Raw genomic sequence first — 26,956 nt, forward strand, 5'->3', positions numbered from 1 at the left:
AATCGTAGCAACACTAGTGACTGGCGACAAGAAATTTCTACATGGGAACATAGTGCAACGAAGCATGAAAACGACACTTGGTTTTCATGCTTGATCGATCGATATTGCAAGCCTTTTCACACCTGTTGTGCTCTTGTCCAGTCGTGTTTCCAGACCGGCACTGACTTATAATGAATCTGATCCATATAGCGAACCCTACCTCCGCATGAAAGCTTCTCCAACCGGGGCGTCCGCTCCGCCGCCGCATGATCGGCACCCGTCCAAGCGGCACTCGCCCAAGCGCATCCTGTTCACCCTGCTGGCCGGACTGGCCGGCCTCGCCGTGTGCGGCGTGCTGGTGGTGGTGTTTGCGCTGGCCATGGCCTATCCGAACCTGCCCGCGCTCGACACCCTGACCGACTACCGTCCGAAGATGCCGCTGCGCATTTTTACCGCCGATAACGTCCTGATCGGCGAATTCGGCGAGGAACGCCGCACCCTGGTCCACTTCAAGGACATCCCGGACGTCATGAAGAAGGCCGTGCTGGCGATCGAGGACACCGGCTTCTACGAGCACGGCGGCGTCGACTACCTGGGCATCGTGCGCGCGGCCGTGCACAACGCCACCGGCGGCGCGCGCCAGGGCGCCTCCACCATCACCCAGCAGGTGGCGCGCAACTTCTTCCTGTCGAGCGAACAGACCCTCAAGCGCAAGGCCTACGAGGCGCTGCTGGCCTGGAAGATCGAGAAGAACCTGACCAAGGACCAGATCCTCGAGGTCTACATGAACCAGATCTACCTGGGCCAGCGCGCCTTCGGCTTCTCGTCGGCGGCCCAGATTTATTTTGGCAAGGACCTGAAGGACATCACGGTGGCGGAAGCGGCGATGCTGGCCGGCCTGCCGAAGGCGCCCTCGGCCTACAACCCGGTGGTCAATCCGAAGCGCGCGCGCATGCGCCAGCAGTACATCCTGCAGCGCATGCACGACCTGCGCTACATCACCGACGCCCAGTACGCCGAAGCCAAGGATGAACAACTCAAGATCAAGACCGACAGCACCGCCTTCGGCGTGCATGCCGAATACGTGGCCGAAATGGCGCGCCAGCTGGTCTACGAACAGTTCAAGGAAGACACCTATACGCGCGGCCTGAACGTGTTCACCACCATCACCAAGGCCGACCAGGATGCCGCCTACCTGGCGCTGCGCCGCGGCGTGATGGACTACGAGCGCCGCCATACCTACCGCGGCCCGGAAAAATACATCGAGATCCCGAAAACGAAGGCCGACGCCGACGAAGCCATCGAAGCCGAGCTGGCCGAGCACCCGGATTCGGACGACATCGTCGCCGCCATCGTGCTGCAGGCGGCGCCGAGCGGCGTCACCGCGGTGCTGGCCTCGGGCGAGGAAATCAAGATGAGCGGTCCTGGCCTGGCGTTTGCCCGCGAATGGTTGTCGCCCAAGGCCGCCACCACCCGCAGCTTGCGCCGCGGCGCCGTGATCCGCGTCAGCCAGGACGGCGGCTCGTCCTGGAGCATCACGCAATTGCCGGAAGTGGAATCGGCCTTCGTCGCGGTCGATCCGTCCGACGGCCAGATCCGCGCGCTGGTGGGCGGCTTCGACTACAACCGCAGCAAGTTCAACCACGTCACGCAGGCCTGGCGCCAGCCCGGTTCCTCGTTCAAGCCGTTCATTTATTCGGCCTCGCTGGAACGCGGCTTCTCGCCGGCCACCCTGATCAACGACGCCCCGATTTCCTTCGACGCCGGCTCGACCGGCGGCCAGGCCTGGGAGCCGAAGAACTACGACGCCAAGTACGAAGGCCCGATGACCATGCGGCGCGGCCTGACCAAGTCGAAGAACATGATCTCGATCCGCATCCTGAACAAGATCGGCGCCCGCTACGGCCAGGAATATGCGACCCGCTTCGGCTTCGACGCCGACAAGAACCCGCCCTACCTGACGCTGGCGCTGGGGGCGGGCGCGACCACGCCGCTGCAGATGTCGGGCGCCTATTCCGTGTTCGCCAACGGCGGCTACCGCATCAGCCCTTACCTGATTTCCAAGGTGACCGATGCCGACGGCAAGGTGCTGTCGGAAGCGCGTCCGGAACGCGCCGGCGTCGAAGCCAACCGCGTGATCGACGAGCGCAACGCCTACCTGATGGACAGCATGCTGCGCGACGTGGCGCGCTACGGCACCGCGGCCAAGGCCCAGGCGACCCTCAAGCGCCCCGACATCGGCGGCAAGACCGGCACCACCAACGATTCGATGGATGCCTGGTTCGCCGGCTACACGCCGCACCTGGTCGGCATCGCCTGGATGGGCTACGACCAGCCGCGCAACCTCGGCAACAAGGAAACCGGCGGCGGCCTGGCGCTGCCGATCTGGATCGGCTTCATGCAGAAGGCGCTGAAAGGCGTGCCGGTCGAGGAACGCACCGTGCCGGGCGGGCTGGTGCAGTACGGCGACGAGTACTACTACGCCGAAAATCCGCCGGGCACGGGCGTGCAGTCGCTGGACGTGGGTACGCCGTCGCCGCAGGGCGAGCAAAAGACGCGCGACGCCGTGCGCAACGAGCTGTTCTAAGCTGAACGCCGCGTTGCGCGTAGGGTGGACGGCTCTGCCGTCCACGCGTTCAAATTACGTTTGCCCTACTCGGCGCCGTATGGGTCCGCGATGGCGCATCGGTCAACAATCACCGCGTGGACGGGAAAACCGTCCACCCTACGAATCTCACCCGGTCTCAGGCCAGCTTGACCGGCGCCCCGCCCTGCTGGGTGGCGAAGTCCGACAGCGCCGTGAAGAATTCGCTGTCGTCGCGCGTGTTGCGCCATTCGTCGCCGACGCGCTTGTAATGGAAGCCGCCGGCGCGCGCCGCGATCCACATCTCCTGCAGCGGCGCCTGGCTGTTGACGATGATTTTCGACCCATTGTCGACGAACTCGATTTCGAGCACGTTGCCATTACGCTTGCATTCGACGTCGACGACATCCTGCTCGAACAGGCGGTCGAACGCTTGCTCGATCCGGTCCAGGGTGGACTCGGCGAGGTCCAAAAATTCGGTTTCGGTCATGCTACACTCCAAGGTCTGCTAATCAAACCGTGATTCTAATCGTGAAGTCCTCATTTGCGCTGCCTGCCGCTCTGGCAACCCTGCTGACGCTGTCCGCCTGCGGCCAGACCGGTCCGCTGTACATGCCCAAGCCGCCCAAGCACAAGGGTGCCGCGCCCGCCGGTCCGGCCGCACCGGCGCCGGCGCCGGCCACCATCGCCGTGCCACCGGCACCGGCCGCGGGCACCGCCGTGCCGGCCGCCGAGTCGAACGCCAACAACACTCAGGCCACGATGCCGCCGTCTTCCGTTCCCGCTTCCCAATAAGTCCCCCATCGCCATGTCGCATTTCTCGTACCAGAACGGCGTCCTGCACGCCGAAAGCGTTGCCCTGTCCGATATCGCCACCCGGTTCGGCACCCCGGCCTACGTCTACTCCAAAGCCCAGCTGCTGGACAACTTCACCGGCTATACCGCCCCGGCCAAGGGCCGCGACGCGCTGGTCTGCTATGCGATGAAGGCCAATTCGAACCTGGCCATCCTCGACCTGCTGGCACGCGAAGGCGCCGGCTTCGACATCGTCTCGGGCGGCGAACTGCTGCGTGTGATCGCCGCCGGCGGCGACCCGGGCAAGGTGATCTTCTCGGGCGTGGGCAAGACCGTACAGGAAATCGAGCTGGCGCTGGAAAAGGGCATCCTGTGCTTCAACGTCGAATCGATCCCCGAACTGGACCGCATCAACGAGGTCGCCGGCCGCCTCGGCAAGCGCGCGCCGGTATCGCTGCGCGTGAATCCGAACGTCGATGCGAAAACCCACCCGTACATCGCGACCGGCCTGAAGGCCAGCAAGTTCGGCGTCGCCTTCTCGGATGCGCTGGCCACCTACCGCAGCGCCGCCGCCCTGCCGCACCTGGACGTGGTCGGCATCGATTGCCACATCGGCTCGCAGCTGCTGGACGATGCGCCGCTGCTGGAGGCGCTGGATAAACTGATCGAGCTGATCGACACCCTGGCCCTGGAAGGCATCCATCTGCACCACCTCGACGTCGGCGGCGGCCTGGGCATCGACTACGGCAGCGCCGACGGCCAGCCGGTGCCGATCGGCGACTACGTCAGCCGCGTGTTCGCGCGCGTGGACGCCTGGCGCGCCGCAAAATACGACGGCAAGCCGATCAAGGTGATCTTCGAGCCGGGCCGCTCGATCGTCGGCAATGCCGGCGTGCTCTTGATGTCGGTCGAGTTCCTGAAGCCGGGCGAGGAAAAGAACTTCTGCGTGGTGGACGCCGCCATGAACGACATGGCCCGTCCGGCCATGTACCAGGCCTGGATGGACGTCAAGCCGGTAGTGCCGCGCGCAGGCGACGCCCCGGTCTACGACCTGGTCGGTCCGGTGTGCGAATCGGGCGACTGGCTGGCGCGCGACCGCGCCCTCGCCGTGCAGCCGGGCGACGTGCTGGCGATGATGGCGGCCGGCGCCTACGGCTTTACCATGTCCTCGAACTACAACACGCGCGGCCGCGCCGCCGAGCTGCTGGTCGACGGCGACAAGGTGCACCTGATCCGCCGCCGCGAGACCCCGGCGGAGCTGTTTGCGCTGGAAATGCTGGTCAAATAAAACGCCGCTGAAGTCCCCTTCGCGCTTGCGTGAATGATAATATTTCCGGAAAGATACTCCGGAGGTTGTTCATGCAAGCGCACTATCCTGCCGATTCGCCCACCCTGCCGGTACCGGCATCGCCGCGCACCGGCGCCCGCCGCATCGTGCTGGGCCTGCTGCAAGGCCTGTTTCTCTTCCTCCTGTACCGCGCCGCCCGTGAACACGTGTGGCCGGCCACCTCGCCGCTGCTGTTCGCACCCATGCTGCTGGCCGGGCTGTACGTGCCGCTGATCGCGATCTCGGGACTGGGCCAGATGGACCGGCGCCGGCTCGCGCTGTGGGTCGGCAGCGCCGCCGTGCTGCTGGCCGGCCTGGCCTGCTACGGTGCCTGGCGCGTGGCCGACCTGGCGCTGTGGCACGAAGCCGCGCCGGGGCAGCCCGGCCCGCACCGTAACGCCATGCCCTCGCCGGCCCTGCTGTTCTATGGTGCCGCAGACCTGTTCATCGCCCATGCGCTGGTCCTGGCCGCGGTGCGCGACGGACGCCGCATCGCCACCTATGCCACCCACTTCGACATCGCCTGGAAGCTCGGCGTCCAGATCGCCTTCAGCATGCTGTTCACCGGCGTGACCTGGCTGGTGCTGCTGCTCGGGGCCCAGCTGTTCGAGCTGGTGAAGCTGCATTTCCTGAGCCGGACGATGCGCGAAGCCTGGTTCGGCATTCCGGTTACCGCCTTCGCATTCGCCTGCGCGATGCACCTGACCGACGTGCGTCCGGCCATCGTGCGCGGCATCCGCGGGCTGCTGCTGGTGCTGATGTCATGGCTGCTGCCGGTGGCGGTGCTGCTGATCGGCGGTTTCCTGGCGACGCTGCCCTTCACCGGCCTGGCGCCGCTGTGGAGCACGAAACACGCGGCCTCGGTGCTGCTGTTCGCAGCGGCGGCCATCGTGGTGCTGATCAACGCCGCCTGGCAGCAAGGCGGGGACGGCAGCGATGTCGCAAGCGTGGTGCGGATGGCGGCGCGCATCGCCGCACTGCTGCTGGCGCCGCTGGTCTTGATCGCCGTCTATGCGCTATTCCTGCGCGTGCGCGACTACGGCTGGACCGGCGACCGCGTCAGCGCCGCCGCCTGCATGCTGGTGGCCGGCTGCTACGCCGCCGGTTATTTTTATGCGGGCCTGCGGCCGGGCTGGCTGCCCGCGCTAGCGCGTGTCAACATCGGCACCGCCTTCGCGGTCATCGGCTTGCTGCTGGCGCTTTTCTCGCCGCTGCTCGACCCGGCGCGGATCTCGGTGAACAGCCAAGTGGCGCGGCTGGCGTCCGGCCAGGCGAAGGCGGATAGCTTCGACTTCGCCTTCCTGCGCTTCGACGGCGAACGCTTCGGACGCGCCGCGCTGGACCGGCTGGAACGTGCGCCGGGCCTGCCCGACGCCGCATTGGTGCGACAGCAGATCGCCGTCGTGCGCAAGATGGCGGGCAACTGGGATGACAGGCGGCTGCAGCCTGCAGCCGACCTCGCCGCCAACCTGCATATTCATCCCAGCGGCACGCGCCTGCCGGCAGCCTTCCTGAAAACCGACTGGGCATCGAAGGACGAGCTGTACCTGTACCCGGAATGCCTGTACCGCGCGGACCGGGTTTGCGACGTCTTCCTGCTGGACATGAACAACGACGGCAAGCCTGAAGTGCTGCTGTTAGAGGCCCCTGAACCGCAGGCTAGGAGCCGCCGCACCCAGGATGGCAACCTGGTGCTGGCCGAAGACCCGCAAGGCCGCTGGGCGGCCTATGCGACACTGTCGATGCCGAATCTGGCCTGCAAGGAGGTGCGTGAAAACCTTGCCGCCGGCAAGGTCGGAATATTGCCGCCGGTGCTGGCGGACATCGGCATCGGTGGCGAGCGGGGACGCCTGCACCTGGTCGATTCAGGCATCCACTGCCCTAACCAGGGCGCGGATTAATCCCGCCCGCGCGAGCGGTCTTCCGGCCAGGCCTGCGACGCGCAGGCCGCGGCCTGCTCGGACCAGCGTCCGTCGAGGTCGAGGCAGCGGTCGACCGCCAGGGAATAGCGGCCGCGCGAGCCGGCCAGCACCAGCACCAGCACCAGGACCACCAGCAGCAGGATCGCTCCAATTGGCTTCATCACGTCAGGACCTCGCCGAAGACGTGGCGGCCTGGCGGGTGCGGTTCCAGCTCCAGAACACCCGCAGGCCGAGCAGCATGGCCACCACGCAGCCCCAGACGATCGGCTGCTCGAAATTGTGCTTGCCCGCCTTCATCCACCAGTAGTGCAGGATCGCCAGCGGCGCGATGGCGTAGATCAGCTTGTGCAGGCGCGCCCAGTTGCGCCCCAAACGCTTGATCATGGCCTGGGTGCTGGTCGCCGCCAGCGGGACCAGGAGCACGAAGGCGATGAAGCCGACCGTGATGAAGGGACGCTTGAGCACGTCGCGCCACATCGCCGCCAGGTCGAAGAAATGGTCGAACCACAAAAAGGCCAGGAAGTGCAGGAAGGCGTAGAAGAAGGTGTACAAACCCAGCATGCGCCGCAGGCGCACCAGCCAGTTCCAGCCCGTAAAGCGGCGCAGCGGCGTCACGGCGAGCGTGGCGCACAGCAGGTACAGGGCCCAGTCGCCGCTGCCGTGGGTGATGAATTCGACCGGGTCGACCGGCACCTGCATGGCAACCAGCGCGGCGATGCGCAGGAAAGGCAGCAGCGCCAGCACGAAGACCAGCGCCTTGATTGCCTTCAGTTGCTTGGGTGTCGGATTGAAAGCCGCCATGAATGAATGCTTTTAATAGAACTTCTTGAGATCCATGCCAGTGTACAGCGAGGCGACCTCGCTGTAGCCATTGAACATCAGGGTCTTGCGCTTGGGCGTGAACAGGCCGCCTTCGCCGATGCGGCGCTCGGTCGCCTGTGACCAGCGCGGATGGTCGACGTTCGGATTCACGTTCGAATAAAAACCGTATTCGTTGGCGGCGATGCCGTTCCAGGCGGTCTTCGGCTGGTCTTTCACGAAACGGATGCGGACGATCGACTTGGCCGACTTGAAGCCGTACTTCCAGGGCACGACGAGGCGCACCGGGGCGCCGTTCTGGTTGGGCAGCACCTGGCCGTACATGCCGACCGTGAGCAGGGTCAGGGGATGCATGGCTTCGTCCATGCGCAAGCCTTCGACGTAGGGCCAGTCGAGCACGCGGCTTTTGACGCCGGGCATCTGGGTGCGGTCGGCCAGGGTGACGAATTCGACGTACTTGGCGTTGCCTGTCGGCTCGACCTGCTTGATCAGGTTGGACAGCGAATAGCCGACCCAGGGGATCACCATCGACCAGCCTTCGACGCAGCGCAGGCGGTACACGCGCTCTTCCAGCGGCGCCAGCTTGGTCAGGCGGTCGATGTCGATCGTCATCGGCTTCTTGACTTCGCCGTCGATCTGCACCATCCACGGCCGCGTGCGCAGCGTGTGCGCATTCTCGGCCGGATCGGATTTGTCGGTGCCGAACTCGTAGTAATTGTTGTAGTGGGTGGCGTCGTTGAACGAGGTCTGGTTTTCGTTCGTCGAGAAGCCGGCGTTGCGCGTGGCGGCCAGCCTGGGCAGGGCCGCGCCCTGGGCAAACGCTTCGCGATTGGCCATTTCCCACAGCGAAGAGCCGACCACCGCGGTGGCCGCCACGCGCGCCAGGAAGGCGCGCCGCTCTTCGTACACCGCTTGCGGCGTGATTTCAGATGAGAACGGCAACTCGATGCCGTTAGGATTACGTTTGATCAACATGGCGATTCCTGCCTGTGCTAAATGACGCGTTTCGCGTCCGACATGTCAACCTTACACTATCCGACACGACTAGGCCGGTCCGGTACACATTCCTTACAGTTTGCCGTACGAGTGCAGGCCGGACAGGAACATGTTCACGCCGAGGAAAGCGAAGGTCGTCACCAGCAGGCCGACCAGCGCCCACCATGCCGCCGGGCGCCCGCGCAGGCCGGACATGAGGCGCATGTGCAGCCAGGCCGCGTAGTTGAGCCAGACGATCAGCGCCCAGGTTTCCTTCGGATCCCACGACCAGTAGCCGCCCCAGGCCTCGGCCGCCCACAGCGCACCCAGGATGGTGGCCACCGTGAAGAAGGCGAAGCCGACCGAGATCGACTTGTACATGACGTCGTCCAGCACTTCCAGCGACGGCAGGCGGTCGGCGAGAATACCGTGCGACTTCAGCAGGTAGGCCGAGCCGACCATGGCCGCCAGCGCGAAGGTGCCGTAGCCGATGAAGTTGGCCGGCACGTGGATCTTCATCCACCAGCTCTGCAGCGCCGGCACCAGCGGCTGGATCTCGGCGGCGTCGCGCGCCACCGTGTACCACAGCAGGAAGCCGACCGCGGCCGAGACCACCAGCAGCACGAACGGTCCCAGTTGACGGGTGGCGTAGCGCTGTTCGTAGTACAGGTAGAACAGCGCGGTGATCATCGAGAACAGGATGAACACTTCATACAGGTTCGACACCGGGATGTGGCCGACGTCGGCGCCGACCAGGTAGGATTCGTACCAGCGCACCATCATGCCGGTGAAGCCGAGCACCACCGCGGCCCAGCACAGCTTGGAGCCGACGCTGCCGCCGAAAGGCGAGCGCGCCACCAGCCCGATCCAGTAGAACACGGTCGAGAACACGAACAAGGCGCTCATCCACAGGATCGCGGACTGGCTCGACAGCATGTACTTGAGGAAGAATTTCTGGTTGGCGGCGTCCAGCGACCCGCCGTACAGCGACACCGCCCACAGCGCCAGCACGGCGATCAGCGGCATCAGCCAACGCACCGGCTTCCAGCCCCAGCCCAGCAGCGCGAAGGTCGGCGCGGCCAGCACCAGGATCGCCTGTTCGTAGACGTCCATGAAGTGGCCGAAGCGCTGCAGCGCGAACAGGCTGGCGGCCAGCAGGCCGGCGCCGAACAGCCAGTCGAGCGCCGTCAGGCGCCTGAAAAAGCCTTGCGGGCGGGCGTATTTTTCCGCCTTGAGGGCCGCGCTTGCTTGCGATGCGGGTGACATATCCATTCTCTTCTCCACTTACGCCGATTGCGGTAGGACTGTTTTCAAATCGTCGAACTCGCGCTCGAAATCGAGCGTCTTGCGCTGGGTGCTCATCGCCATCATGGCATGGGCGCCGCCCTGGTCGTCGCCCCGCACCCAGACCCAGATGCGGCGCTCGCGGATGTAGAACATCGCAAAGATGCCCAGCACCAGCAGCAGGCAGCCGAGGTAGACGACTTTCTTGCCCGGCGAGCGCGTCACCTGCAGCCCGGACGCTTTCACCTCGGTGAATTCGTCGAGCGCCAGGTAGACCGGCGCGCCATAGAAAAAGCTGTCCGACAGCGCGTTGGTCGCCAGCTGCAGGAAGCGGCCGTGGGCTTCGGTCGGCTCGGCCGGCGCCTCGCCGGCAAGTGCCCGCGCCGCCTGCCACAGTTCCCACAGGGCGCCGTTGAGCATCTTCATGAACACATTGGCGGCCTTTTCCTGCTCGGCCTTCGGGATGCGTTCCAGGAACTTCGACACGCCCATAAAGCCACCCTCGCCCTGCCCCTCGTCGCCGGCGAACAGGCCCAGGGTCTTGGCCGCCGATTCCTGCAGCTGGGCCGCCAGGGCGGCATTCGCATTCGGCTGGGGCAGCGCGCGCTGCGCATAGCGGCGCGCCGCTTCCTGGCGCAGCGCCGGATCGGCCAGCGCGGCGCGCAGGCGCATCCATTCGCGTACGCCGTGCTGGTCGTCGGCCGGAATGCGCAGGTAGCTGAAGGCGTCGGACGGATTGTTGCGCACGCCGGCCAGGTAGACTTGCGCGCCCTCCAGCGTCACCGGCTGCATGTAGTTCAGGAATTCGCGCGCCTGGCCGGTCTTGTCGCGCAGCTTGTATTGCACGCTGGGGCCGACATTCTTCAGGTCCTTGTTGTTGGCGTTCTTGGCGGCCGAGCCCGAGTGCTGCGACAGCGCCTGGGCAAACTGCTGGTCGAAGGATTGCGTCTTGCTGACCTTGCGCAGGTCGCCCTCGGTATTCATGTTCTCGACGTTGAACGGACGGAAGCCGGACCACTCGACCGTGTACTCGCCGCCGGCACCCTTGAGGCTGGTCGCACTGTTGACTTCGCCTTCGATGGCGAAAGTGGCGTCGCCGGTGCCGGTCATCGGGTAGCCGGTGAGTTTCAGCTTGCTGCCGCCGTCGTCGACGCCGGACTGGTAGACCGCCACGCCGCGGTAGATCAGCGGCTCGTTGACGCGGATCTTGGCCGGGAAGGTCTTGCCGGTCTCGTGGTCGCGGATCGTGACTTCGCTCGAAAACAGCTTGGGCATGCCGGTCGAATAAAAGTCGATGATGAACTTGTTCAGCGTGATCGTGAACGGCAGGTCCTGCAGCAGGATGCCGTCGGCGCGCGGGATCATGACGGTATTGCTGGACTTGCCTTCGGCGATCTGGGTGGTGCCGCGGAAGCTGGGATTGCCCAGGCCGAGCCGGTTGCGCGTCGTCAGTTCGCCACTGATATAGGGCGTCTTGCCGAAGAACCATTCCTGGAAGCGGATCGGGAGGTTCGAATCGAGCAGGCCGCCAAGCAGGATCACGATGATCGCCGTGTGCGCAAAGATGTAGCCGAACTTGTTGCCGGCGCCCTTCTTGGCCGCCACCAGCACGCCGCCGCCTTTATCGACCAGTTTGACGCGGTAGCCGGCATTGCCGAGGCGCTGGGCGGTCTGGGTGGCCAGCGGCACCGCGGCCAGGGCGGACGTCCATTCCGTCTTGTGGTGGAAATTGCGCAACGATTCTTCGCGCACGCTCTCACGCCAGCTGCGCATGTCGCGCAGCATGCGCGGCGCATTGCGCGTCACGCACAGCGCCGTCGAGACGATCAATACCGCCAGGATCAGCAGGAACCACCAGGCCGAGTACACGCTGTACAGGCCAATCCTGTCGAACACCGTGGCCCAGAACGGGCCGAACTGGTTGATGTAGTCGGGCGTGGGCTGGTCCTGCTTCATGACGGTGCCGATGATGGCGGCGATCGCGATCATCATCAGCAGGGTGATGGCAAAACGCATCGACGACACCAGTTCGACCGCCTCGGCCAGGCCGCGGCGCCGCGTTTTCAATTCAATTCCGGTGGTGCTCATCGGTAGCTGCTTCTTTCAGTTGCGACATACTGGCGCGAGGATACAGTAAAAAGGGCAGCCTGCCAGTATGCAGCTGCCCTTTTCCACCGGCCCTTCCGAGGCGAGCGCCTACTTCAACCCGGCGATATAGTCGGCTACCGCCTTCATTTCCTCGTCCGACATGCGCTTGGACAGTGCGACCATCTGCACGCTGTTGTTGCGTGCGCCGGTCTTGAACGCCTGCAGCTGGGCCACGGTGTAGTCCTGGTGCTGGCCGGCCAGGCGCGGGTACTGGATCGGGATGCCGGCACCGGTGGCGCCGTGGCAGCTGGCGCAGGCGGCCACGCCGCGCTCGGCGATGCCGCCGCGGTAGATCTTGCGGCCCATGTCCAGGGTGTCCTTGTGGCGCGCCGCACCGGCCTTCGGCTGCTGGGTGGCGAGCCAGGCGGCGATGTTCTTCTTCTCGTCCTCGGATAGCATCTTGGCGTAGGTCGTCATGACCGGCTGGTTGCGGTTGGGCGTGGTGAAGTCGACCAGCTGCTTGTGGAGGTAGTTTTCGCTCTGGCCGGACAGCTTGGGGTTGGCGACGATGGTCGAGTTGCCGCCGGCGCCGTGGCAGGACACGCAGGCCGGCAGGCCGCGCGCGTTGTCGCCGCTATCGTAGAGGGAGCCGCCCTTGGCAGGGTCGACTTTGGGGACGGCCGCCGGGGCATGGGCTGCGTCCGCCGCCAAGGCGTTGGCGGCGAAGAGGGTCAACAAGGAGGTCACGAATGCCGCGCGCGCGGCCGGTAAGAACACACGATTCATTCAAGCACCCTGAAAAAGTCAAATCTATGAAGAACTTGCAGTTACAGTGCGGCGGCCATGCTCGTGCCCCGGGCGCGCAGCGCCAGGTAACTCCCTATTGTACAATAGCTTGCTTTCCAGACCGCTTTTTTAGTTGTCTTTTCAGCTTCATTTTCGTTTCCTCCGCTCATTTCGATTGCCCCCATGTCCAAACTCTGGCAAGCCCGCTTCTTCACGACCGTCAACCAGCTGCGGGATCTTCCCAAGACGCAGGTGCCGGAAATCGCCTTCGCCGGCCGGTCCAATGCGGGCAAATCGACGGCGATCAACATCCTGACCAACCAGAAGGGCCTGGCCTTCGCGTCCAAGACGCCGGGCCGCACCCAGCACATCAACTTCTTCTCGATCGGCGGCGCCCATGTGGCGATGCACCGCAAGGATGCAACCCGCGTCGAGGAAATCCAGGCGCTGCTGGTCGACCTGCCGGGCTATGGCTACGCCGAAGTGTCCGGCGACGCCAAGCTGCACTGGCAAAAGCTGCTGGGCGACTACGTGCAGCGGCGCGACCAGCTGGCCGCGCTGGTCCTGATCATGGATGCGCGCCGCCCGTTCACCGACCTGGACGTGCAGATGCTGGAATGGTTCGCCCCGACCGGCAAGCCGATCCATTGCATCTTGACCAAGGTGGATAAACTGAACCGCAACGAGTCGGTCAACGTGCTGCGCCAGGCCAGGCAGATCCTCGACAGCTACGTCGACGAGGACGGCGAAGGCTTCCCGTTCACGGTGCAGCTGTTCTCGGCGCTCAAGCGCGTGGGCATCGACGAAGCGAACGACAAGATCATCGAACTGCTCGGCCTAGACAAAGAAGAGGAAGCCGGGCAGGAGAACACCGGAGACGACACCGCGGCCCCGGGACCGGACGACGACCAGTCCGGCCAGGCCGATTGACCATCCACAAGGACATCTCATGCCGATCATTACCCCCAACGCCTACCCCGCTGTCCGCATGCGCCGCATGCGCCGCGACCCCTTCTCGCGCGCCCTGATGCGCGAAAACACCGTCACCGCGTCCGACCTGATCTACCCGGTCTTCATCCTCGACGGCCAGAACCAGCGCCAGCAAGTGGCCTCGATGCCGGGCGTGGAACGCGTCTCCGTCGATTTGCTGCTGAAAGTGGCCGAGGAAGCCGTCAGCCTGGGCATCCCGGTGCTGGCCCTGTTCCCGGTCATCGACGCGGCGCTGAAGACCTATGACGGTGTCGAAGCCACCAATCCGGAAGGCCTGATCCCGCGCGCCGTCAAGGCGCTCAAGCGCGAATTCCCGCAGCTCGGCCTGATGACCGACGTCGCGCTCGACCCCTACACCACCCACGGCCAGGACGGCTTGCCGGACGAGAACGGCTACATCGTCAACGAAAAGACGATCGACATGCTGATCCGCCAGGCGATGGCCCAGGCCGAAGCCGGCGTCGACATCGTGGCGCCGTCGGACATGATGGACGGCCGCATCGGCGCAATCCGCGTGGCGCTGGAAGAGCAGAACCTGATCCACACCCGCATCATGGCTTATTCCGCCAAGTACGCCTCGGCCTACTACGGCCCGTTCCGCGACGCGGTCGGCTCCGCCGCCAACCTGGGCAAGGCCGACAAGAACACCTACCAGATGGACCCGGCCAACACCGACGAAGCCCTGCGCGAAGTGGCGCTGGACATCGCCGAAGGCGCCGACATGGTCATGGTCAAGCCCGGCATGCCTTACCTGGACGTGGTACGCCGCGTCAAAGACGAGTTCAAGGTGCCGACCTTCGCCTACCAGGTCAGCGGCGAGTACGCGATGCTGCAGGCGGCTTTCCAGAACGGCTGGCTGGACAAGGACAAGATCATCATGGAGACCATGATGTCGTTCAAGCGGGCTGGGGCGGATGGGGTGCTGACCTACTTTGCGCTGGATGTGGCGCGGCGGTTGAAGGCTGGGGCCTGATCCCGGTTTTGTTCAGCTAATAAAAAACCGCGCTTGGGGCGCGGTTTTTTTATGCGTTATCGGTATGCAGCAAACTTGGATTCCCGCCTGCGCGGGAATGACGTGCAGAAGTCGTTGGCCGAAGAACCGTCATCCCCGCGCAGGCGGGGATCCAAGTGGACTTTTACCCACCCCGACGTGGCGGCTTGTACTCCGGGAACATCTCCTTGAACAGGAAATCCATCAATTCCTGCGTATCCTGCGGCCGCGCCGACAAGGTCACCACCCGGTTCAGGCGATGCGAATCCCACTCGAAGTCGCCGGTCTTTTCCTTGCGGATCAGCTCGATCATCTTCTTGACGATCGCGGTCTCGATATCCGGATCGCCGCCGCGCTCGACCGTCACGGCGGTCAGCCAGCGGCGCTTGAAGTTAGGGTTCCAGCCGCGGAACTTGACGTCGGCGCTGTTGAAGGTCTTGTTGCTGACGCTGAACACGCCGCCGGTTTCGTTCGGGTCCTGGCCGCCGCGGCCGTTGATGGCGCCGATGTTGGCGAGCGCGTTGCGCATGCCCTTGGCCGACTGGCTTTCCTCGGTCGAGTCGCTCTGGCTCGGTGCGCCGCGCGCCTTGCGCTTGGCGTCGATGTAGGCCTGCATGTCGGTGACTTCCGGCTCGACCTTGGCCACTTCCTTCGGTGGCGGCGGGGTGTCCTCGACCGGCTTTTCCTTCGGCAGCGTGATCGTGTTCGGCAAGCGCTTGACCTGGGTCACGCGCGGCGGCGTTGCCCGGGTCGGGGCAGCCGGCTTGGCGGCCTTGGGCGCTGCCTCGGCCTTCGGTTTGGTGGTCGGCTTGGTGGGCGCCAGCGGCGGCAGCCAGACGATGGCTTCGCCAGACTTGGCGGCGGCATGCTGCGGCTTGACCTTGGGCTGGAAATACCAGATCGCGACCAGCAGCACGTGCACCGCGATGGCGACGATCAGGCCGTAGCGGCGGTTGCCGTCCTGCTCGCCGTAAGCGATCACCTTCCGTCCGGGCAGGGGTTGGCCGCAATGTGCGCAGACATCGCTGTCGTCCAATGGGCTGTGGGAATGGTCACGCAAGATCGTCGAAATTTTAGGGAAAACGGCAAATAGGGGCAGTCCAGTGCGGCAGTCTAACCTGTTTGACTTCCCGGCGCACGCTTGTTGGACCTTTGCCAACAGCTTACAAGCTGATGAAATTGATGGTTGTTACAACATGTATCAGGGACCCGCGGTCCCTGAACCATGCACCAGATACCCATTATAGGGTGACTGCGACGGCGCAACCCAACATGGCGGGAATGTAATGCAAGGGCGCAGGGTGCGCCCCGCATGGCTCAGGCCGCCTTGTTCAGCACCATCGTCGGCGCCACATGGTGCGCCGCTTCGTCCACCACGGCGTCCGTCATCGGCCCGTTGCCGCTGTAGCGATCCAGATACAGGTAGATCACCGGGGTGATATACAGCGTGATCACCTGCGAGAAGATCAGGCCGCCGCACACCGCCAGGCCCAGCGGCTGGCGCAGTTCGGCACCGGCACCGAGGCCGAGGGCGATCGGCAGCGCGCCCATCAGCGCGGCCAGCGTCGTCATCATGATCGGACGGAAGCGCAGGATGCACGCCTCGCGGATCGCCTGCTCCGGGGTCATGCCGGCGTTGCGCTGGGCGTCAAGGGCAAAGTCGATCATCATGATCGCGTTCTTTTTCACGATACCGATCAGCATCAGGATGCCGATCATGGCGATCATCGTCAGGTCCATGTTGAACAGGCGCAGCGTCAGCAGCGCACCCACCGCCGCCGACGGCAGGCCCGCCAGGATGGTCAGCGGGTGGATGAAGCTTTCGTACAGCACGCCCAGCAGCACGTAGATCACGCCCACCGCCGCGATGATCAAAATCAACTGGCTCGACTGCGAATCCTGGAACACCGCGGCGTCGCCGCCGTATTTGGTGATGATCGAGGCCGGCAGCTTCATGTCGCGTCCCATCTGCTCGATCGCCGCGGTCGCTTCGCCCAGCGGCGCATCCGGCGCCAGGTTGAAGGACAGCGTGATCGCCTGCAGCTGGCCCTGGTGGTTGACCGCGATCGGACCGACCGTGCGCTTGACCTTCGCCAGGCTGGACAACTGCACCAGGCGGCCATCCTTGCTGCGCACCGACAGGCGCGACAGCGCATCCTCGAACTGGCGGTCTTCGTTGGCGGTTTCCAGGATCACGTAATAGCTGGCCGCGCTCGAATAGATGGTCGAGACCTGGCGCTCGCCGAAGGCGGCGTACAGCGCGGTGCGCACGTCGCCCAGCGACACGCCGAGCGAGTTGGCCTTGTCGCGGTCGATGTCGAGCGTGGCCTGCAAGCCCTTTTCCTGGGTGTCGCTGGTGACGTCGCGGAACAGCGGGTTGTTGCGCATGCGCTCCATGAACGCGTTCGACCAGCTGCCGATGTCCGCGCCCGACACGCTCTGCAGCGTGTACTGGTAGCGGCTCTTGCTCTGGCGGCCGCCCAGTTGCAGGTTCTGCACCGGCGCCATGTAGACGTTGATGCCGGCAACTTGTCGCGTGGACTTGCGCAGGCGCTCCAGCACTTGCGGCATCTTGTCGCGCTGCTCGCGCGCCTTGAGCACCACGAACATGCGCCCGCCGTTGCCGCCGCCGGAGAACGCGGTCACGTCCTGCACCGCCGGATCGGCCTGGATCGTGGCCGCCACCCGCGCCTGCAAGGCCATCATGGCCGACGACGAGATGTCTTCCGCCGCTTCGGTGCTCACGCGCAGCTGGCCGATGTCTTCCTCAGGGAAGAAACCTTTCGGAATCGTGGTGTACATCACGGCCGTCAGCGCGAAGGTGCCGAGCGCGATCATCAGCACGATGAAGCGGTACTTCAAGGCGATGTCGAGCGTCTTTTCGTAGCCGTTGCGCACCGCGGTGAAGCCGGCTTCGAAGTGGCGGCCGATGAAGCTTTTCTCTTCGGCATGATCATGGCCATGTGCGGGGAGCAGGCGCGACGCCAGCATCGGCACCAGCGTCAGCGACACCACCGCCGACACCAGGATCGCCAGGCCGACGATCACCGCGAATTCGTGGAACAGCAGGCCGATCACGCCCGGCATGAAGAAGATCGGGATGAACACGGCGATCAGCGAGATCGAGATCGAGATGATGGTGAACCCCATCTCGCGCGAGCCTTCGAGCGCGGCGCGCATCGGCTTCTTGCCCATCTCGATGTGGCGCACGATGTTTTCCAGCACCACGATGGCGTCGTCGACCACCAGGCCCACGGCCAGCGTGATGCCGAGCAGCGAGATGTTGTCCAGGCTGTAGCCGAGCCAGTACAGCAGCGACAAGGCGCCGAGCAGCGAAATCGGCATCGTGACGGCCGGGATGAAGGTGGCCGAGGCGCGGTGCAGGAACAGGAAGATCACCATCACCACCAGGCCGACGGTCAGCGCCAGCGTGAAATTCACGTCGTGCAGCGCTTCGCGGATCGAGACCGAGCGGTCGTTGACCAGGTTGATCTTGATCGAGCTGGGGAGCTGCGATTCGAAGCGCGGCAGCAGGTGGCGCACGTGGTCGACCACGGCGACGGTGTTGGCGTCCGGCTGGCGCTGCACCAGCAGCACGATGGCGCGCTCGCCGTTGTAGGCGCCGTAGGCCTTGGTGGACTGGTAGCTGTCCTCGACCTCGGCCACGTCCTTCAGGCGCACCGGCTGGCCGTCGCGGGTGGCGACGATCAGTTCGCGGAAGTCGGCCGCCTTCATCATCTGCGGCGGGCCCTGGATGGTCAGCGTCTGCTGCGGACCGTCGAGGATGCCGAGCGCCGAATTCGAGTTGGCCGAGCGCAGCGCCGTCGCCAGCTCGTCCATCGTCAGGTTGCGCGCGTTCATCAGGTCGGTCTTGGCGCGCACGCGCACGGCGAATTTCTTGCCGCCGTTGACCTGCACCTGGGCCACGCCCGGCAGCGTCGAAATCGCCGGCGACACCAGGTTCTCGGCGTAGTCGTTCAATTCCGACAGGTTCATCGACGGCGAGCTCATGGTCATGAACAGCACCGGGGCGTCGGCCGGATTCACCTTGCGGTAGGACGGCAGGTCGGTCATTTCCTGCGGCAGCTGGCGCTGGGCCGCCAGCAGCGCGGCCTGGACGTCGACCGCGGCCGCGTTGATGTCGATCGTGGTGTCGAATTCCAGCGTCAGCGAGGTATTGCCCTGGGTGCTGGTCGAGGTGATCAGGTTGATGCCGGGGATGGTCGAGAACTGCTTTTCGAGCGGCAGCGCCACCGACGACGCCATGGTCTCCGGGCTGGCGCCGGACAGGTTGGCGTTGACGTTGATGACCGGCGTGTTATAGCTGGGCAGCGCGGCGACCGGGATATGCGAATAGGCCAGGATGCCGACCAGGATCAGGCTGATCGACAGCAGCACCACCATGATCGGCCGGCGGATGCACAGTTCGGACAAATTCATCGCGTTCAGCCTTTATGTGCGCCGGCTTCGGCGGTCAGCGTGTGTCCATCCTTGCCGTCCTTGCCGCTCTTGCCATTGGCGCCGCCCTTGTCCAGCTCGGACGCGAGGCGCACCTTGCCGCCCGGGCGCACGTTCTGCTTGCCCTCGGTGATGATGGTCTCGCTGCCGCTCAAGCCGCTGACGGCGGCGTCCACGCCGAAGCCGTAGATGCGCTCCACCGGCACCTGCCTGGCCGAGCGGTCCTTGTCCAGCACGTACACGAAGGTGCCCTGGGCGCTGGTGATGATGGCGCTCTGCGGCACCACCACGGCATCCTTGATGGTCTGCACCGTGACCTTGGTGTTGACGTACTGGCCCGGCCACAGGGTGGTCTCGCGGTTGTCGAATTCGGCCTTGACCTTGATGGTGCCGGCGGTCGGGTCGACCGTGTTGTCGACGAAGCTCAGCACGCCGCTCACTGGGGCCAGGCCGGCGCCAGGCAGGGCCTGCACCTCGACCTTGCCGCGCTTCTGCGCCGCCAGCAGCGCCGGCAGGCTCGATTCCGGCAGGGTGAAGGCGACGTTGATCGGATCCAGCTGGGTGACCGTGGTCAGCGAGGTCGTCGGCTGCACCAGGCTGCCCGGATAGACGCCGATGCCGCCGACGCGGCCCGACATCGGCGCGCGGATCGCGGTGTAGCTGGTGCTGACGCCGGCCGCGCGCGCGGCCGCGATGTCGGCCTGCAGCGTGGCGCGCGCCTGATCCACTTGGGCACGCAGGGTGTCGACCGCGCTCTGCGAGAAGAACTTCTGCGCCAGCAGGTCCTGGCTGCGTTTGTATTGGCGTTCGAGATCGGCCAGCGAGGCGCGGTCGCGCTCGACCTGGGCTTGCGCCTTGTCCTGGTTGGCGCGGTCGGCGCGGTCGTCCAGCGAGAACATCAGCTCGCCCTGCTTCACGAACTGGCCTTCCCTGATGTGGACCGTGCGGATGGTGGCGGTGGTCTGCGGATGCAGGTCGACGGTGCGGATCGGGGTGACGGTGCCGTTGGCGACCTGCAGCACCGGCACGTCCTGGCGTTGCGGCGCTACCACGTTGACCACGGCCGGCGGCTGTGCCCCGCCGCCTTTTTCACCATGCGCGCCCGGCCCGCCTGCATTGCCCGCGCCTTCGGCATGGGCGGCGTCGCCATGGTTGACGTACCACAGGCCGGCGCCGGCGGCGACGACCACGGCGGCGATGACGCCGAGATTCTTGTTCTTCATTCCACTCCCTGTGCCACCTTGCCGGCGGCTTCGTTTTTATAGGTATTCAGCGGCTCAAAGCCAGCGATTGTCGCACGCTGGCATGACAGCGGGGTGTCATCATTTGCCAGGGTAGTACTCGGGCAGCATCAGTGTCGCTTCCAAGCCACCTTCGGGGTGGTTGACCAGGCGGATGCTGCCGCCGTGCTGCTCGGCGATGTTGCGTGCGATCGTCAGGCCCAGGCCGGTGCCGCCCGACTCGCGCGAACGCGAGGTCTCGACGCGGTAGAACGGGTCGAACACCCGTCCCAGTTCGGTGGCGGGAATGCCGGGGCCGGCGTCGCGCACGCGGATGCGCGCGGCGCCGTTGATGCGGTCGACCGTCACCTTGGCCGCGTGGCCGTATTTGACGGCGTTGTCGATCAGGTTGACCAGGCAGCGGCGCAGGTCGAGCGGACGGCCCAGCAGCGCCATGCCGGCATGGCCGACCAGGTCCACGCGCTGGCTGGCGTCGACGGCGTCGGCACACACGGAATCGAGCAGCGAGTCGAGGTCGAGCATCTGCATGGTCTCGCTGGTGTCCATGCTGCGCGCCAGGTCGAGGCCTTCCTTGACCATCGCCTGCATGGCCGACAGGTCGCCGATCAGGCGTTCCTGCAACTCCGGCTCCGAGACCTTTTCCAGGCGCAGGCGCATCCTGGTCAGGGGCGTCTGCAGGTCGTGGGTGATCGCGGCCAGCATCTGGGTGCGCTGGAAGATGTACTGGCGGATGCGCGCCTGCATCGCGTTGAAGGCGGCGCTGGCCTGGCGGATCTCGTCGGCGCCGGTCAGGTCCAGCGGCGGGTGGTTGATGTCGTTGCCGAGGTCTTTCGCGGCCTGGGCCAGCTGCTTCAGCGGACGGGTGGTCATGCCCGCCACGACATAGGCCAGGGCACCGATGCTGGCCAGGAACAGCGCGATGGTCCAGGTGTAGTCGGTGCGTTCCGGCGAGGTGGCGTAGCGCGGCGGCAGCACCGACAGCAGCAGTTCGCTGCGGTCGCGCAGGCGCACGGCCACGCTTTCGCAGGTGCCGTGCCACTTCATGCGCAGCAGGCCGAATACCACCGGCTGGTCGAGCGCGGTATCGCAGGCGCTGGGACGCGCGGCCACCGAGCGCAACTGGTAGGCGGGGCCCAGCCGGGCGGCCAGCGCATGCGTGAATTCGGTCTGGGACGGCGCCAGCGTCGGCGGCGGCGCGCCGCCGATGATTTCGGTCAGCTCGACCCCGGGCCGGTTGGCGACTTCGAGATAGGCGGTGCGCGCCGATTGCGGCACGATCTCGGTGGCCATGATCAGCTGTTCGGCGCGGTCGAGCCAGTGCAGTTCGCGGTACTCGTCGATCACGCGCTGGCGCTCGGCGTCCGCCAGCAGCTGGGTCAGCGCCGCGGTAATCAGGATCCCCAGCAACAGCGTGCCGAATACGCGGCCCGTCATCGAGCCGAGGAAGGCTCTCACGCAGCGGGCTCCACGCTCACCTGGCCGGCCAGCACGTAGCCGCCGTTGCGCACGGTCTTGATAATCTGCGGCATGCGCGCGTCCTCGCCCAGCTTCTGGCGCAGGCGGCTGATCTGGATGTCGATCGAGCGGTCGAACGGATCGGCGTCGCGGCCCTGGGTCAGGTTCAGCAGCTGGTCGCGGTTGAGCACGCGGTTCGGGTGCTCCAGGAACACGCGCAGCAGGCGGAATTCGGCGCCCGACAGCATGATCACCACGCCCTGCGGATTGACCAGGTGGCGCGCGGTCAGGTCCAGGGTCCAGCCCGAGAATTTCATCTGCTGCACGTTTTCCGTCTGCGAGTTCGGCGGCATCGCGTGACTGCGGCGCAGCACGCTGCGGATGCGCGCCAGCAGTTCGCGCGGCTCGAAGGGCTTCGGCAGGTAGTCGTCGGCGCCCATCTCGAGGCCGAGGATGCGGTCGAGCGGTTCGTTGCGCGCGGTGAGCATGATCACCGGCAGGGTCGAGTGCGCGCGCAGCTTGCGGCACAGCGTCAGGCCGTCGTCGCCCGGCAGGTTGAGGTCGAGCACGATCAGGTCGGGGCGCGACTCGTCGAGCATTTTCCACATGGCGTTGCCGTCGCCGGCAGCGAGCGCGCGGTAGCCGTTCGCTTCCAGGTAGTCGGCCAGCAGCGACCGGATATCGCGGTCATCGTCGACGATCAGAATGGTAGATTGCGTATCCATGGCGTCATTATCCTGACTTCGTGCACCCCTGAACAGCCACTTTGTATCGGCGTGTATATGGATGCATAGGCGAAACAAATTGATACAAAGAGTGGGACAGCGGACACGCCCGGCTTACATCTGCCACCGATGATAGGTCCATGCCGCGAGCCTTTTCGCGGCGGGCCGCGGCGGCCCGATCGCCGCCCTCACCTACTAGGGACAAACAAAATGACTACCTTTCGCAAAAACCTCCTGAGCGCACTGGCTGTACTGTCGATGGGTACGGCCGCCCTGGGGGCCCATGCCCAGACCCAGGCCCCCGACGGCGCCAACCAGGGCCGCTATGGCCACGCCGTCAGCCAGGAACAACGTGCCGCGTTCAAGGCCAAGCGGGCCGAGTTCCAGGCCAAGCGCGTGGCGCAACTGCACGACGAGCTGAAGATCACGCCGGCGCAGGAAAACGCCTGGAACGCCTTCGTCGCCTCGATGAAACCGCAGGCGCGTGGGGCACGTCCGGACCGCGCTGCACAGGCCGGCCTCAGCGCCCCGCAGCGCCTGGCGCAGCACATCGAACGCCAGAAGCAGCGCACCGCCATGATGGAGCAGCGCCTGGGCGCCGTGAACAGCTTCTATGCCGTGCTGACGCCGGAACAGAAGAAGACCTTCGACGACAAGGCGGCGCGCCTGCAGGGCCATGGCGGCAAGCATGGCGGCCGCGGCGGCTGGCAGCATCGCGGCGACGCTGCCGCCGATAGCGCACGCGGTTGACCGGTTGCGCCGGCATGGCGGCATCGTGAACGAAACATAAATGGAAGAAAGGGAGGCCGCGGCCTCCCTTTTTTTCGTTGCTGTAGTTGTCGTTCCCTGCGTTTGCAGTTGTTACTGAAGTTTGCCGAGCGAACCGAGGAACTTGTTGGTGTCCTGGTAGCCGATCACACGGCTGTCCGCGATTTCGCGGCCCTGGCGGTCGAACAGGATGATCCCCGGCGGCCCGAACAGCCCGAAGCGCTTGAGCAGCGCACGGTCGGCGGCATCGTTGGCGGTGACGTCGACCTGCAGCAGCAAGGTATTGGCCAGGCGCGCTTTCACGGCAGGATCGACGAAGGTCAGCTTTTCCATCTCCTTGCACGACACGCACCAGTCCGCATAGAAGTCCAGCATCGCGGTTTTGCCACCGGTCTGGGCCAGCGCGGCATCGAGCTGCTCGACGGTCTTGATGCGGGTGAAGGCAAGCGGCTGCAGCGGCACCGCGCCGCGCGTGAGGTGGGCCAGCGGCGCCAGCGGATCGCGCCCGCCACTGGCGATGCCGACCAGCTGGGTCGCGCCCAGCACGGCACATGCGGTGCCCAGGGCCATCGCGGCCCAGTGCCCCTTGCCCTTCAAAAGATAAAAGCCGTAGCCGAGCAGCAGCGCGGCCCACAGCACCATCTGCGCCAACGCCGGCAGCACCGGCGTCACCATCCACAGGGCCATCGCCAGCATCAGCACGCCGAAGAAGCGCTTCACCGATTCCATCCACATGCCGGCGCGCGGCAGCAGCGAACCGGCCGACACGCCGACCAGCAGCAGCGGAATGCTCATCCCGGCCGCCATCGCGAACAGCGCTGCGCCGCCGATCAGGACGTCGCGGGTCTGGCTGATGTACACCAGTGCGCCGGCCAGCGGCGCGGCCACGCAGGGACCGACGATCAGGGCCGAGATCGCGCCCATGACGAACACGCCGGCCAGCTTGCCGCCGGACTGGCGGCCGGAGGCGCTGGCCAGGCGCGACTGCAGGCTGGCAGGTACCTGCAGCTGGTAGACATTGAACATCGACAGGGCCATCACCACGATCAGCAACGCGAAGGCGGACAGCACCCAGGGATTCTGCAGCGCCGCCGACAAGCCCTCGCCGACCAGGCCGGCGGCCACGCCGAGCGCGGTGTAGACGATGGCCATGCCGAGCGAATAGGCGACCGACAGGATGAAGCCGCGCGCTTTTTTGACCTGCTTACCCTCGCCGACGATGATCGACGACAGGATCGGCACCATCGGCAGCACGCAGGGGGTGAAGGCCAGGCCCAGGCCGAGCAGCACGAAGGCCGGCACGATGGCGAGCAGGCGGCCGCCCTGCAGCAGGCTGGCGATGCCGGACAGCTCGGACGGGGCTGCAGGCGTCGCCGCTACCGCTGACGGTGCCGAAGCCCCGGTCGCCGCGCCAGCCGCAGCAGCCGGCGGCTGGCCGGCCGGAATGTCGACCTGCGGCGCGGCCTGGCCCGGCAGCGAGAACTGCGGCGCGTTGCCGAGACCGCTGCCCTGCCCGACCGGCAGGCCGGGTTGCGCAGCAGCCGCCCCGCCGCCAGCCACCAGCTGGATCGATGCATCCTGCGGCGGATAGCACAGGCCCTTGTCGGCGCAGCCCTGGCCGGTGGCATTCAGCGTGAACGGCCCGTTGCCCTCGACCGGGATGCGGATCTCGACACCCTTGTGATAGGTCTCGACGTTCTTGTTGAAGGTCTCGTCGAACTTGATCTTGCCCGCCGGGACCTGGGGCGCGCCCAGCTGGGCACCGGTGGCCGTGAACTTGAAGCGCTCGCGGTACATGTAGTAGCCGTCGGCGATCGCGTAGTTCACGACGACAGTGTGGGCGTCGAGCATGCGCGCAGAGAACTGGAAAGCCTGTTCGGGCGGCAGGAAATCGTCGTCGGCACGGGCGGGCGCGGCCAGCAGTGCAGCCCAGGACAACAGCAAGGCGAATATAAATCGGGACATGGATGGCTTATCAGGATTCTGCGCAGCGGAAATGGTACACCGCTCGCGCATGCGACGCATGGAGGCGAAAAAAAACCAGGCACGCGGCCTGGTTCCTCTGATGCTACCGGTCGATTACTCGGCGGTCGGTGCGTTTTCGTCGACGCCGACTTCCGGACGGTCGGTCAGTTCGACGTAGGCCATCGGTGCATTGTCGCCAACGCGGAAGCCCATCTTCAGGATACGGGTGTAGCCGCCGTTACGGTTCGCGAAGCGCGGGCCGATGTCAGCGAACAGCTTCTGGACGATTTCGCGGTCGCGCAGACGGGCGAAGGCCAGGCGCTTGTTGGCCAGGGTGTCTTTTTTGCCCAGGGTGATGATCGGCTCGACGACTTTACGCAGTTCCTTGGCTTTCGGAACGGTGGTCTTGATCGCTTCGTGACGCAGCAGCGAAACGGTCATGTTGCGCAGCATTGCCAGACGGTGGGACGAAGTACGATTCAGTTTACGGAGGCCGTGACGGTGACGCATGGTAATTCCTTTAAAGATTGAGTTTAAGTCCAGCTCTTCGATCGCAACGCATTACGCCGCGCGGGCCGGTTAATGGCTAACGCCGAAACAACATGTTTTGGCGGTACTACAAAAAACAGCTAGCGTATCGGGGTCCCGAGAAACCGTAGCGAGCAGGGCTCAGTTTGAGTCAAGAAGCGCAGCCGTACATCCGGTACGGCCGGTCCGCCGTGGCGGAGCATCGCAGACTCAAAATGTGCCCGCGCAGTAGGTTTATCGGGAACCCCTCACGTATTACTTCTCGAGGCCTGCCGGCGGCCAGTTCTCGAGCTTCATGCCGAGGGTCAGACCGCGGGAAGCCAGGACTTCCTTGATCTCGTTCAGCGACTTGCGGCCCAGGTTCGGCGTCTTCAGCAGCTCGTTTTCCGAACGCTGGATCAGGTCGCCGATGTAGTAGATGTTCTCGGCCTTCAGGCAGTTTGCCGAACGGACGGTCAGTTCCAGGTCGTCCACCGGACGCAGCAGGATCGGATCGACCAGCGGTGCGCGCGACGGCGCTTCCGCGGCGGCTTCGGTGCCTTCCAGGGCGGCGAACACGTTCAGCTGGTCGACCAGCACGCGGGCCGACTGGCGGATCGCCTCTTCCGGGGTGATGACGCCGTTGGTCTCGATGTTGATGATCAGCTTGTCCAGGTCAGTACGCTGTTCGACACGGGCCGATTCCACGGCGTAGGACACGCGGCGCACCGGCGAGAACGATGCATCCAGGATGATGCGGCCAATGGTCTTGTTGGTGTCTTCCGACAGGCGACGGACGTTACCCGGCACGTAGCCGCGGCCTTTTTCGACCTTGATCTGCATGTCCAGCTTGCCGCCGGCGGTCAGGTGGGCGATCACGTGCTCCGGATTGATCAGTTCCACGTCATGCGGCAGATCGATGTCGGAAGCCAGGACCGGGCCTTCGCCGTCCTTTTTGAGGGTCAGCGTCACGGAGTCACGATTGTGCACCTTGAACACGACGCCCTTCAGGTTCAGCAGCAGATCGACCACGTCTTCCTGCACGCCGTCCAGCGACGAGTACTCGTGCACGACGCCGGCGATCGTCACTTCGGTCGGCGCGTAGCCGATCATCGACGACAGCAGGACGCGGCGCAGCGCGTTACCCAGCGTGTGACCATAACCACGTTCGAACGGCTCCATCACGACTTTCGCGTGGCCGGCGCCGAGAGCTTCGACGTCGATGATACGTGGCTTCAACAAACTATTTTGCATGGGTGTCCTCTTCAATACCCTCGGCTCGTTACACCGATAAGGC

At 65.3% G+C, this 26,956-nt stretch carries 23 protein-coding genes; 7 read left to right on the forward strand and 16 right to left on the reverse strand.

Annotated elements, in window-relative coordinates; translation table 11 throughout:
* The first annotated feature begins 205 nt into the window (after positions 1-205).
* On the forward strand, positions 206-2,566 hold the full coding sequence (locus U1H99_RS26445) for a penicillin-binding protein 1A (protein WP_323144652.1): 2,361 nt from the start codon (positions 206-208) through the stop codon (positions 2,564-2,566).
* Positions 2,567-2,723: 157 nt separating this feature from the next.
* Here the strand turns inward: U1H99_RS26445 and cyaY are convergent, their stop codons facing one another.
* The gene (cyaY, locus tag U1H99_RS26450) at positions 2,724-3,053 is read right to left on the reverse strand and encodes an iron donor protein CyaY (protein ID WP_323144653.1); all 330 of its coding nucleotides are present in this window, start codon (positions 3,051-3,053) and stop codon (positions 2,724-2,726) included.
* Between the two features lie 41 nt (positions 3,054-3,094).
* Between cyaY and lptM the strand changes: the two genes are divergently transcribed.
* The 3 genes from lptM to U1H99_RS26465 all read left to right on the forward strand — a co-directional run bounded on the left by lptM (position 3,095) and on the right by U1H99_RS26465 (position 6,586).
* Complete coding sequence (gene lptM / locus U1H99_RS26455; protein WP_221631847.1) at positions 3,095-3,358, forward strand: LPS translocon maturation chaperone LptM; 264 nt, start codon at positions 3,095-3,097, stop codon at positions 3,356-3,358.
* A gap of 13 nt (positions 3,359-3,371) precedes the next feature.
* A complete protein-coding gene (gene lysA, locus U1H99_RS26460) occupies positions 3,372-4,646 on the forward strand; it encodes a diaminopimelate decarboxylase (protein ID WP_323144654.1) in 1,275 nt (424 codons plus the stop codon).
* Between the two features lie 71 nt (positions 4,647-4,717).
* Positions 4,718-6,586, forward strand: a complete 1,869-nt coding sequence (locus tag U1H99_RS26465) for a DUF4153 domain-containing protein (protein WP_323144655.1) — start codon at positions 4,718-4,720, stop codon at positions 6,584-6,586.
* On the opposite strand, the gene U1H99_RS26470 is transcribed toward U1H99_RS26465, so the two are convergent.
* The 7 genes from U1H99_RS26470 to U1H99_RS26500 all read right to left on the reverse strand — a co-directional run bounded on the left by U1H99_RS26470 (position 6,583) and on the right by U1H99_RS26500 (position 12,744).
* Positions 6,583-6,768: a hypothetical protein gene (locus U1H99_RS26470; protein WP_141835591.1), complete on the reverse strand. Its 186-nt coding sequence runs from the start codon at positions 6,766-6,768 to the stop codon at positions 6,583-6,585. The two genes, U1H99_RS26465 and U1H99_RS26470, sit on opposite strands and share 4 nt — an antisense overlap.
* Positions 6,769-6,772: 4 nt before the next feature.
* Positions 6,773-7,408: a protein-methionine-sulfoxide reductase heme-binding subunit MsrQ gene (gene msrQ / locus U1H99_RS26475; protein WP_323144656.1), complete on the reverse strand. Its 636-nt coding sequence runs from the start codon at positions 7,406-7,408 to the stop codon at positions 6,773-6,775.
* Positions 7,409-7,420: 12 nt separating this feature from the next.
* On the reverse strand, positions 7,421-8,401 hold the full coding sequence (msrP, locus tag U1H99_RS26480) for a protein-methionine-sulfoxide reductase catalytic subunit MsrP (protein WP_323144657.1): 981 nt from the start codon (positions 8,399-8,401) through the stop codon (positions 7,421-7,423).
* A gap of 93 nt (positions 8,402-8,494) precedes the next feature.
* The gene (gene ccsB, locus U1H99_RS26485) at positions 8,495-9,667 is read right to left on the reverse strand and encodes a c-type cytochrome biogenesis protein CcsB (protein WP_375341653.1); all 1,173 of its coding nucleotides are present in this window, start codon (positions 9,665-9,667) and stop codon (positions 8,495-8,497) included.
* An 18-nt stretch (positions 9,668-9,685) separates the two neighbouring features.
* Entirely contained in the window at positions 9,686-11,773 is a 2,088-nt protein-coding gene (locus U1H99_RS26490) for a cytochrome c biogenesis protein ResB (RefSeq protein WP_323144659.1), read from the reverse strand.
* Between the two features lie 108 nt (positions 11,774-11,881).
* Entirely contained in the window at positions 11,882-12,559 is a 678-nt protein-coding gene (locus U1H99_RS26495; protein WP_323144660.1) for a c-type cytochrome, read from the reverse strand.
* A 41-nt stretch (positions 12,560-12,600) separates the two neighbouring features.
* The gene (locus U1H99_RS26500) at positions 12,601-12,744 is read right to left on the reverse strand and encodes a hypothetical protein (protein ID WP_185748667.1); all 144 of its coding nucleotides are present in this window, start codon (positions 12,742-12,744) and stop codon (positions 12,601-12,603) included.
* Here U1H99_RS26500 and yihA point away from each other — a divergent pair.
* Positions 12,743-13,489 carry a ribosome biogenesis GTP-binding protein YihA/YsxC gene (gene yihA / locus U1H99_RS26505; protein ID WP_323144661.1) on the forward strand — a complete coding sequence of 249 codons (747 nt, stop codon included), beginning with the start codon at positions 12,743-12,745 and terminating at the stop codon, positions 13,487-13,489. The two genes, U1H99_RS26500 and yihA, sit on opposite strands and share 2 nt — an antisense overlap.
* 19 nt (positions 13,490-13,508) lie before the next feature.
* The gene (gene hemB / locus U1H99_RS26510) at positions 13,509-14,522 is read left to right on the forward strand and encodes a porphobilinogen synthase (protein WP_323144662.1); all 1,014 of its coding nucleotides are present in this window, start codon (positions 13,509-13,511) and stop codon (positions 14,520-14,522) included.
* 163 nt (positions 14,523-14,685) lie between these two features.
* Here hemB and U1H99_RS26515 read toward each other — a convergent pair whose 3' ends face one another.
* The 5 genes from U1H99_RS26515 to U1H99_RS26535 all read right to left on the reverse strand — a co-directional run bounded on the left by U1H99_RS26515 (position 14,686) and on the right by U1H99_RS26535 (position 22,419).
* On the reverse strand, positions 14,686-15,522 hold the full coding sequence (locus U1H99_RS26515; RefSeq protein ID WP_323144663.1) for a hypothetical protein: 837 nt from the start codon (positions 15,520-15,522) through the stop codon (positions 14,686-14,688).
* A 335-nt stretch (positions 15,523-15,857) separates the two neighbouring features.
* Positions 15,858-18,980 carry an efflux RND transporter permease subunit gene (locus tag U1H99_RS26520; RefSeq protein WP_323144664.1) on the reverse strand — a complete coding sequence of 1,041 codons (3,123 nt, stop codon included), beginning with the start codon at positions 18,978-18,980 and terminating at the stop codon, positions 15,858-15,860.
* A 5-nt stretch (positions 18,981-18,985) separates the two neighbouring features.
* On the reverse strand, positions 18,986-20,221 hold the full coding sequence (locus U1H99_RS26525; RefSeq protein ID WP_323144665.1) for an efflux RND transporter periplasmic adaptor subunit: 1,236 nt from the start codon (positions 20,219-20,221) through the stop codon (positions 18,986-18,988).
* A gap of 99 nt (positions 20,222-20,320) precedes the next feature.
* The gene (locus tag U1H99_RS26530; RefSeq protein ID WP_323144666.1) at positions 20,321-21,694 is read right to left on the reverse strand and encodes an ATP-binding protein; all 1,374 of its coding nucleotides are present in this window, start codon (positions 21,692-21,694) and stop codon (positions 20,321-20,323) included.
* Complete coding sequence (locus U1H99_RS26535) at positions 21,691-22,419, reverse strand: response regulator (RefSeq protein WP_323144667.1); 729 nt, start codon at positions 22,417-22,419, stop codon at positions 21,691-21,693. The genes U1H99_RS26530 and U1H99_RS26535 overlap by 4 nt, the downstream gene beginning before the upstream one ends.
* A 210-nt stretch (positions 22,420-22,629) precedes the next feature.
* Here U1H99_RS26535 and U1H99_RS26540 point away from each other — a divergent pair, with 210 nt between their 5' ends.
* Positions 22,630-23,169 (forward strand): Spy/CpxP family protein refolding chaperone, encoded by a 540-nt coding sequence (locus U1H99_RS26540; RefSeq protein WP_323144668.1) that lies wholly within the window; start codon positions 22,630-22,632, stop codon positions 23,167-23,169.
* Positions 23,170-23,280: 111 nt separating this feature from the next.
* Here the strand turns inward: U1H99_RS26540 and dsbD are convergent, their stop codons facing one another.
* The 3 genes from dsbD to U1H99_RS26555 form a co-directional block, all read right to left on the reverse strand.
* Positions 23,281-25,152: a protein-disulfide reductase DsbD gene (gene dsbD / locus U1H99_RS26545; RefSeq protein ID WP_323144669.1), complete on the reverse strand. Its 1,872-nt coding sequence runs from the start codon at positions 25,150-25,152 to the stop codon at positions 23,281-23,283.
* Between the two features lie 114 nt (positions 25,153-25,266).
* A complete protein-coding gene (rplQ, locus tag U1H99_RS26550) occupies positions 25,267-25,662 on the reverse strand; it encodes a 50S ribosomal protein L17 (protein ID WP_047826107.1) in 396 nt (131 codons plus the stop codon).
* A 273-nt stretch (positions 25,663-25,935) separates the two neighbouring features.
* Positions 25,936-26,913 (reverse strand): DNA-directed RNA polymerase subunit alpha, encoded by a 978-nt coding sequence (locus U1H99_RS26555; protein ID WP_141835655.1) that lies wholly within the window; start codon positions 26,911-26,913, stop codon positions 25,936-25,938.
* Positions 26,914-26,956 lie beyond the last annotated feature (43 nt).

This window comes from Massilia phyllosphaerae (assembly GCF_034659755.1).
Classification (GTDB): Bacteria; Pseudomonadota; Gammaproteobacteria; order Burkholderiales; family Burkholderiaceae_D; genus Telluria; species Telluria phyllosphaerae.

What these genes read in the sequence shown, in the direction of transcription:
- U1H99_RS26535 (WP_323144667.1), bottom strand. Translation starts at nt 22,419, where the DNA reads ATGGATACGCAATCTACCATTCTGATCGTCGACGATGACCGCGATATC.
- dsbD (WP_323144669.1), bottom strand. Translation starts at nt 25,152, where the DNA reads ATGTCCCGATTTATATTCGCCTTGCTGTTGTCCTGGGCTGCACTGCTG.
- yihA (WP_323144661.1), top strand. Translation starts at nt 12,743, where the DNA reads ATGTCCAAACTCTGGCAAGCCCGCTTCTTCACGACCGTCAACCAGCTG.
- cyaY (WP_323144653.1), bottom strand. Translation starts at nt 3,053, where the DNA reads ATGACCGAAACCGAATTTTTGGACCTCGCCGAGTCCACCCTGGACCGG.
- U1H99_RS26500 (WP_185748667.1), bottom strand. Translation starts at nt 12,744, where the DNA reads ATGGGGGCAATCGAAATGAGCGGAGGAAACGAAAATGAAGCTGAAAAG.
- ccsB (WP_375341653.1), bottom strand. Translation starts at nt 9,667, where the DNA reads ATGTCACCCGCATCGCAAGCAAGCGCGGCCCTCAAGGCGGAAAAATAC.
- U1H99_RS26490 (WP_323144659.1), bottom strand. Translation starts at nt 11,773, where the DNA reads ATGAGCACCACCGGAATTGAATTGAAAACGCGGCGCCGCGGCCTGGCC.
- U1H99_RS26470 (WP_141835591.1), bottom strand. Translation starts at nt 6,768, where the DNA reads ATGAAGCCAATTGGAGCGATCCTGCTGCTGGTGGTCCTGGTGCTGGTG.
- rplQ (WP_047826107.1), bottom strand. Translation starts at nt 25,662, where the DNA reads ATGCGTCACCGTCACGGCCTCCGTAAACTGAATCGTACTTCGTCCCAC.
- msrP (WP_323144657.1), bottom strand. Translation starts at nt 8,401, where the DNA reads ATGTTGATCAAACGTAATCCTAACGGCATCGAGTTGCCGTTCTCATCT.
- U1H99_RS26445 (WP_323144652.1), top strand. Translation starts at nt 206, where the DNA reads ATGAAAGCTTCTCCAACCGGGGCGTCCGCTCCGCCGCCGCATGATCGG.
- U1H99_RS26555 (WP_141835655.1), bottom strand. Translation starts at nt 26,913, where the DNA reads ATGCAAAATAGTTTGTTGAAGCCACGTATCATCGACGTCGAAGCTCTC.
- msrQ (WP_323144656.1), bottom strand. Translation starts at nt 7,408, where the DNA reads ATGGCGGCTTTCAATCCGACACCCAAGCAACTGAAGGCAATCAAGGCG.
- hemB (WP_323144662.1), top strand. Translation starts at nt 13,509, where the DNA reads ATGCCGATCATTACCCCCAACGCCTACCCCGCTGTCCGCATGCGCCGC.
- U1H99_RS26495 (WP_323144660.1), bottom strand. Translation starts at nt 12,559, where the DNA reads ATGAATCGTGTGTTCTTACCGGCCGCGCGCGCGGCATTCGTGACCTCC.
- U1H99_RS26525 (WP_323144665.1), bottom strand. Translation starts at nt 20,221, where the DNA reads ATGAAGAACAAGAATCTCGGCGTCATCGCCGCCGTGGTCGTCGCCGCC.
- U1H99_RS26540 (WP_323144668.1), top strand. Translation starts at nt 22,630, where the DNA reads ATGACTACCTTTCGCAAAAACCTCCTGAGCGCACTGGCTGTACTGTCG.
- lysA (WP_323144654.1), top strand. Translation starts at nt 3,372, where the DNA reads ATGTCGCATTTCTCGTACCAGAACGGCGTCCTGCACGCCGAAAGCGTT.
- U1H99_RS26520 (WP_323144664.1), bottom strand. Translation starts at nt 18,980, where the DNA reads ATGAATTTGTCCGAACTGTGCATCCGCCGGCCGATCATGGTGGTGCTG.
- U1H99_RS26465 (WP_323144655.1), top strand. Translation starts at nt 4,718, where the DNA reads ATGCAAGCGCACTATCCTGCCGATTCGCCCACCCTGCCGGTACCGGCA.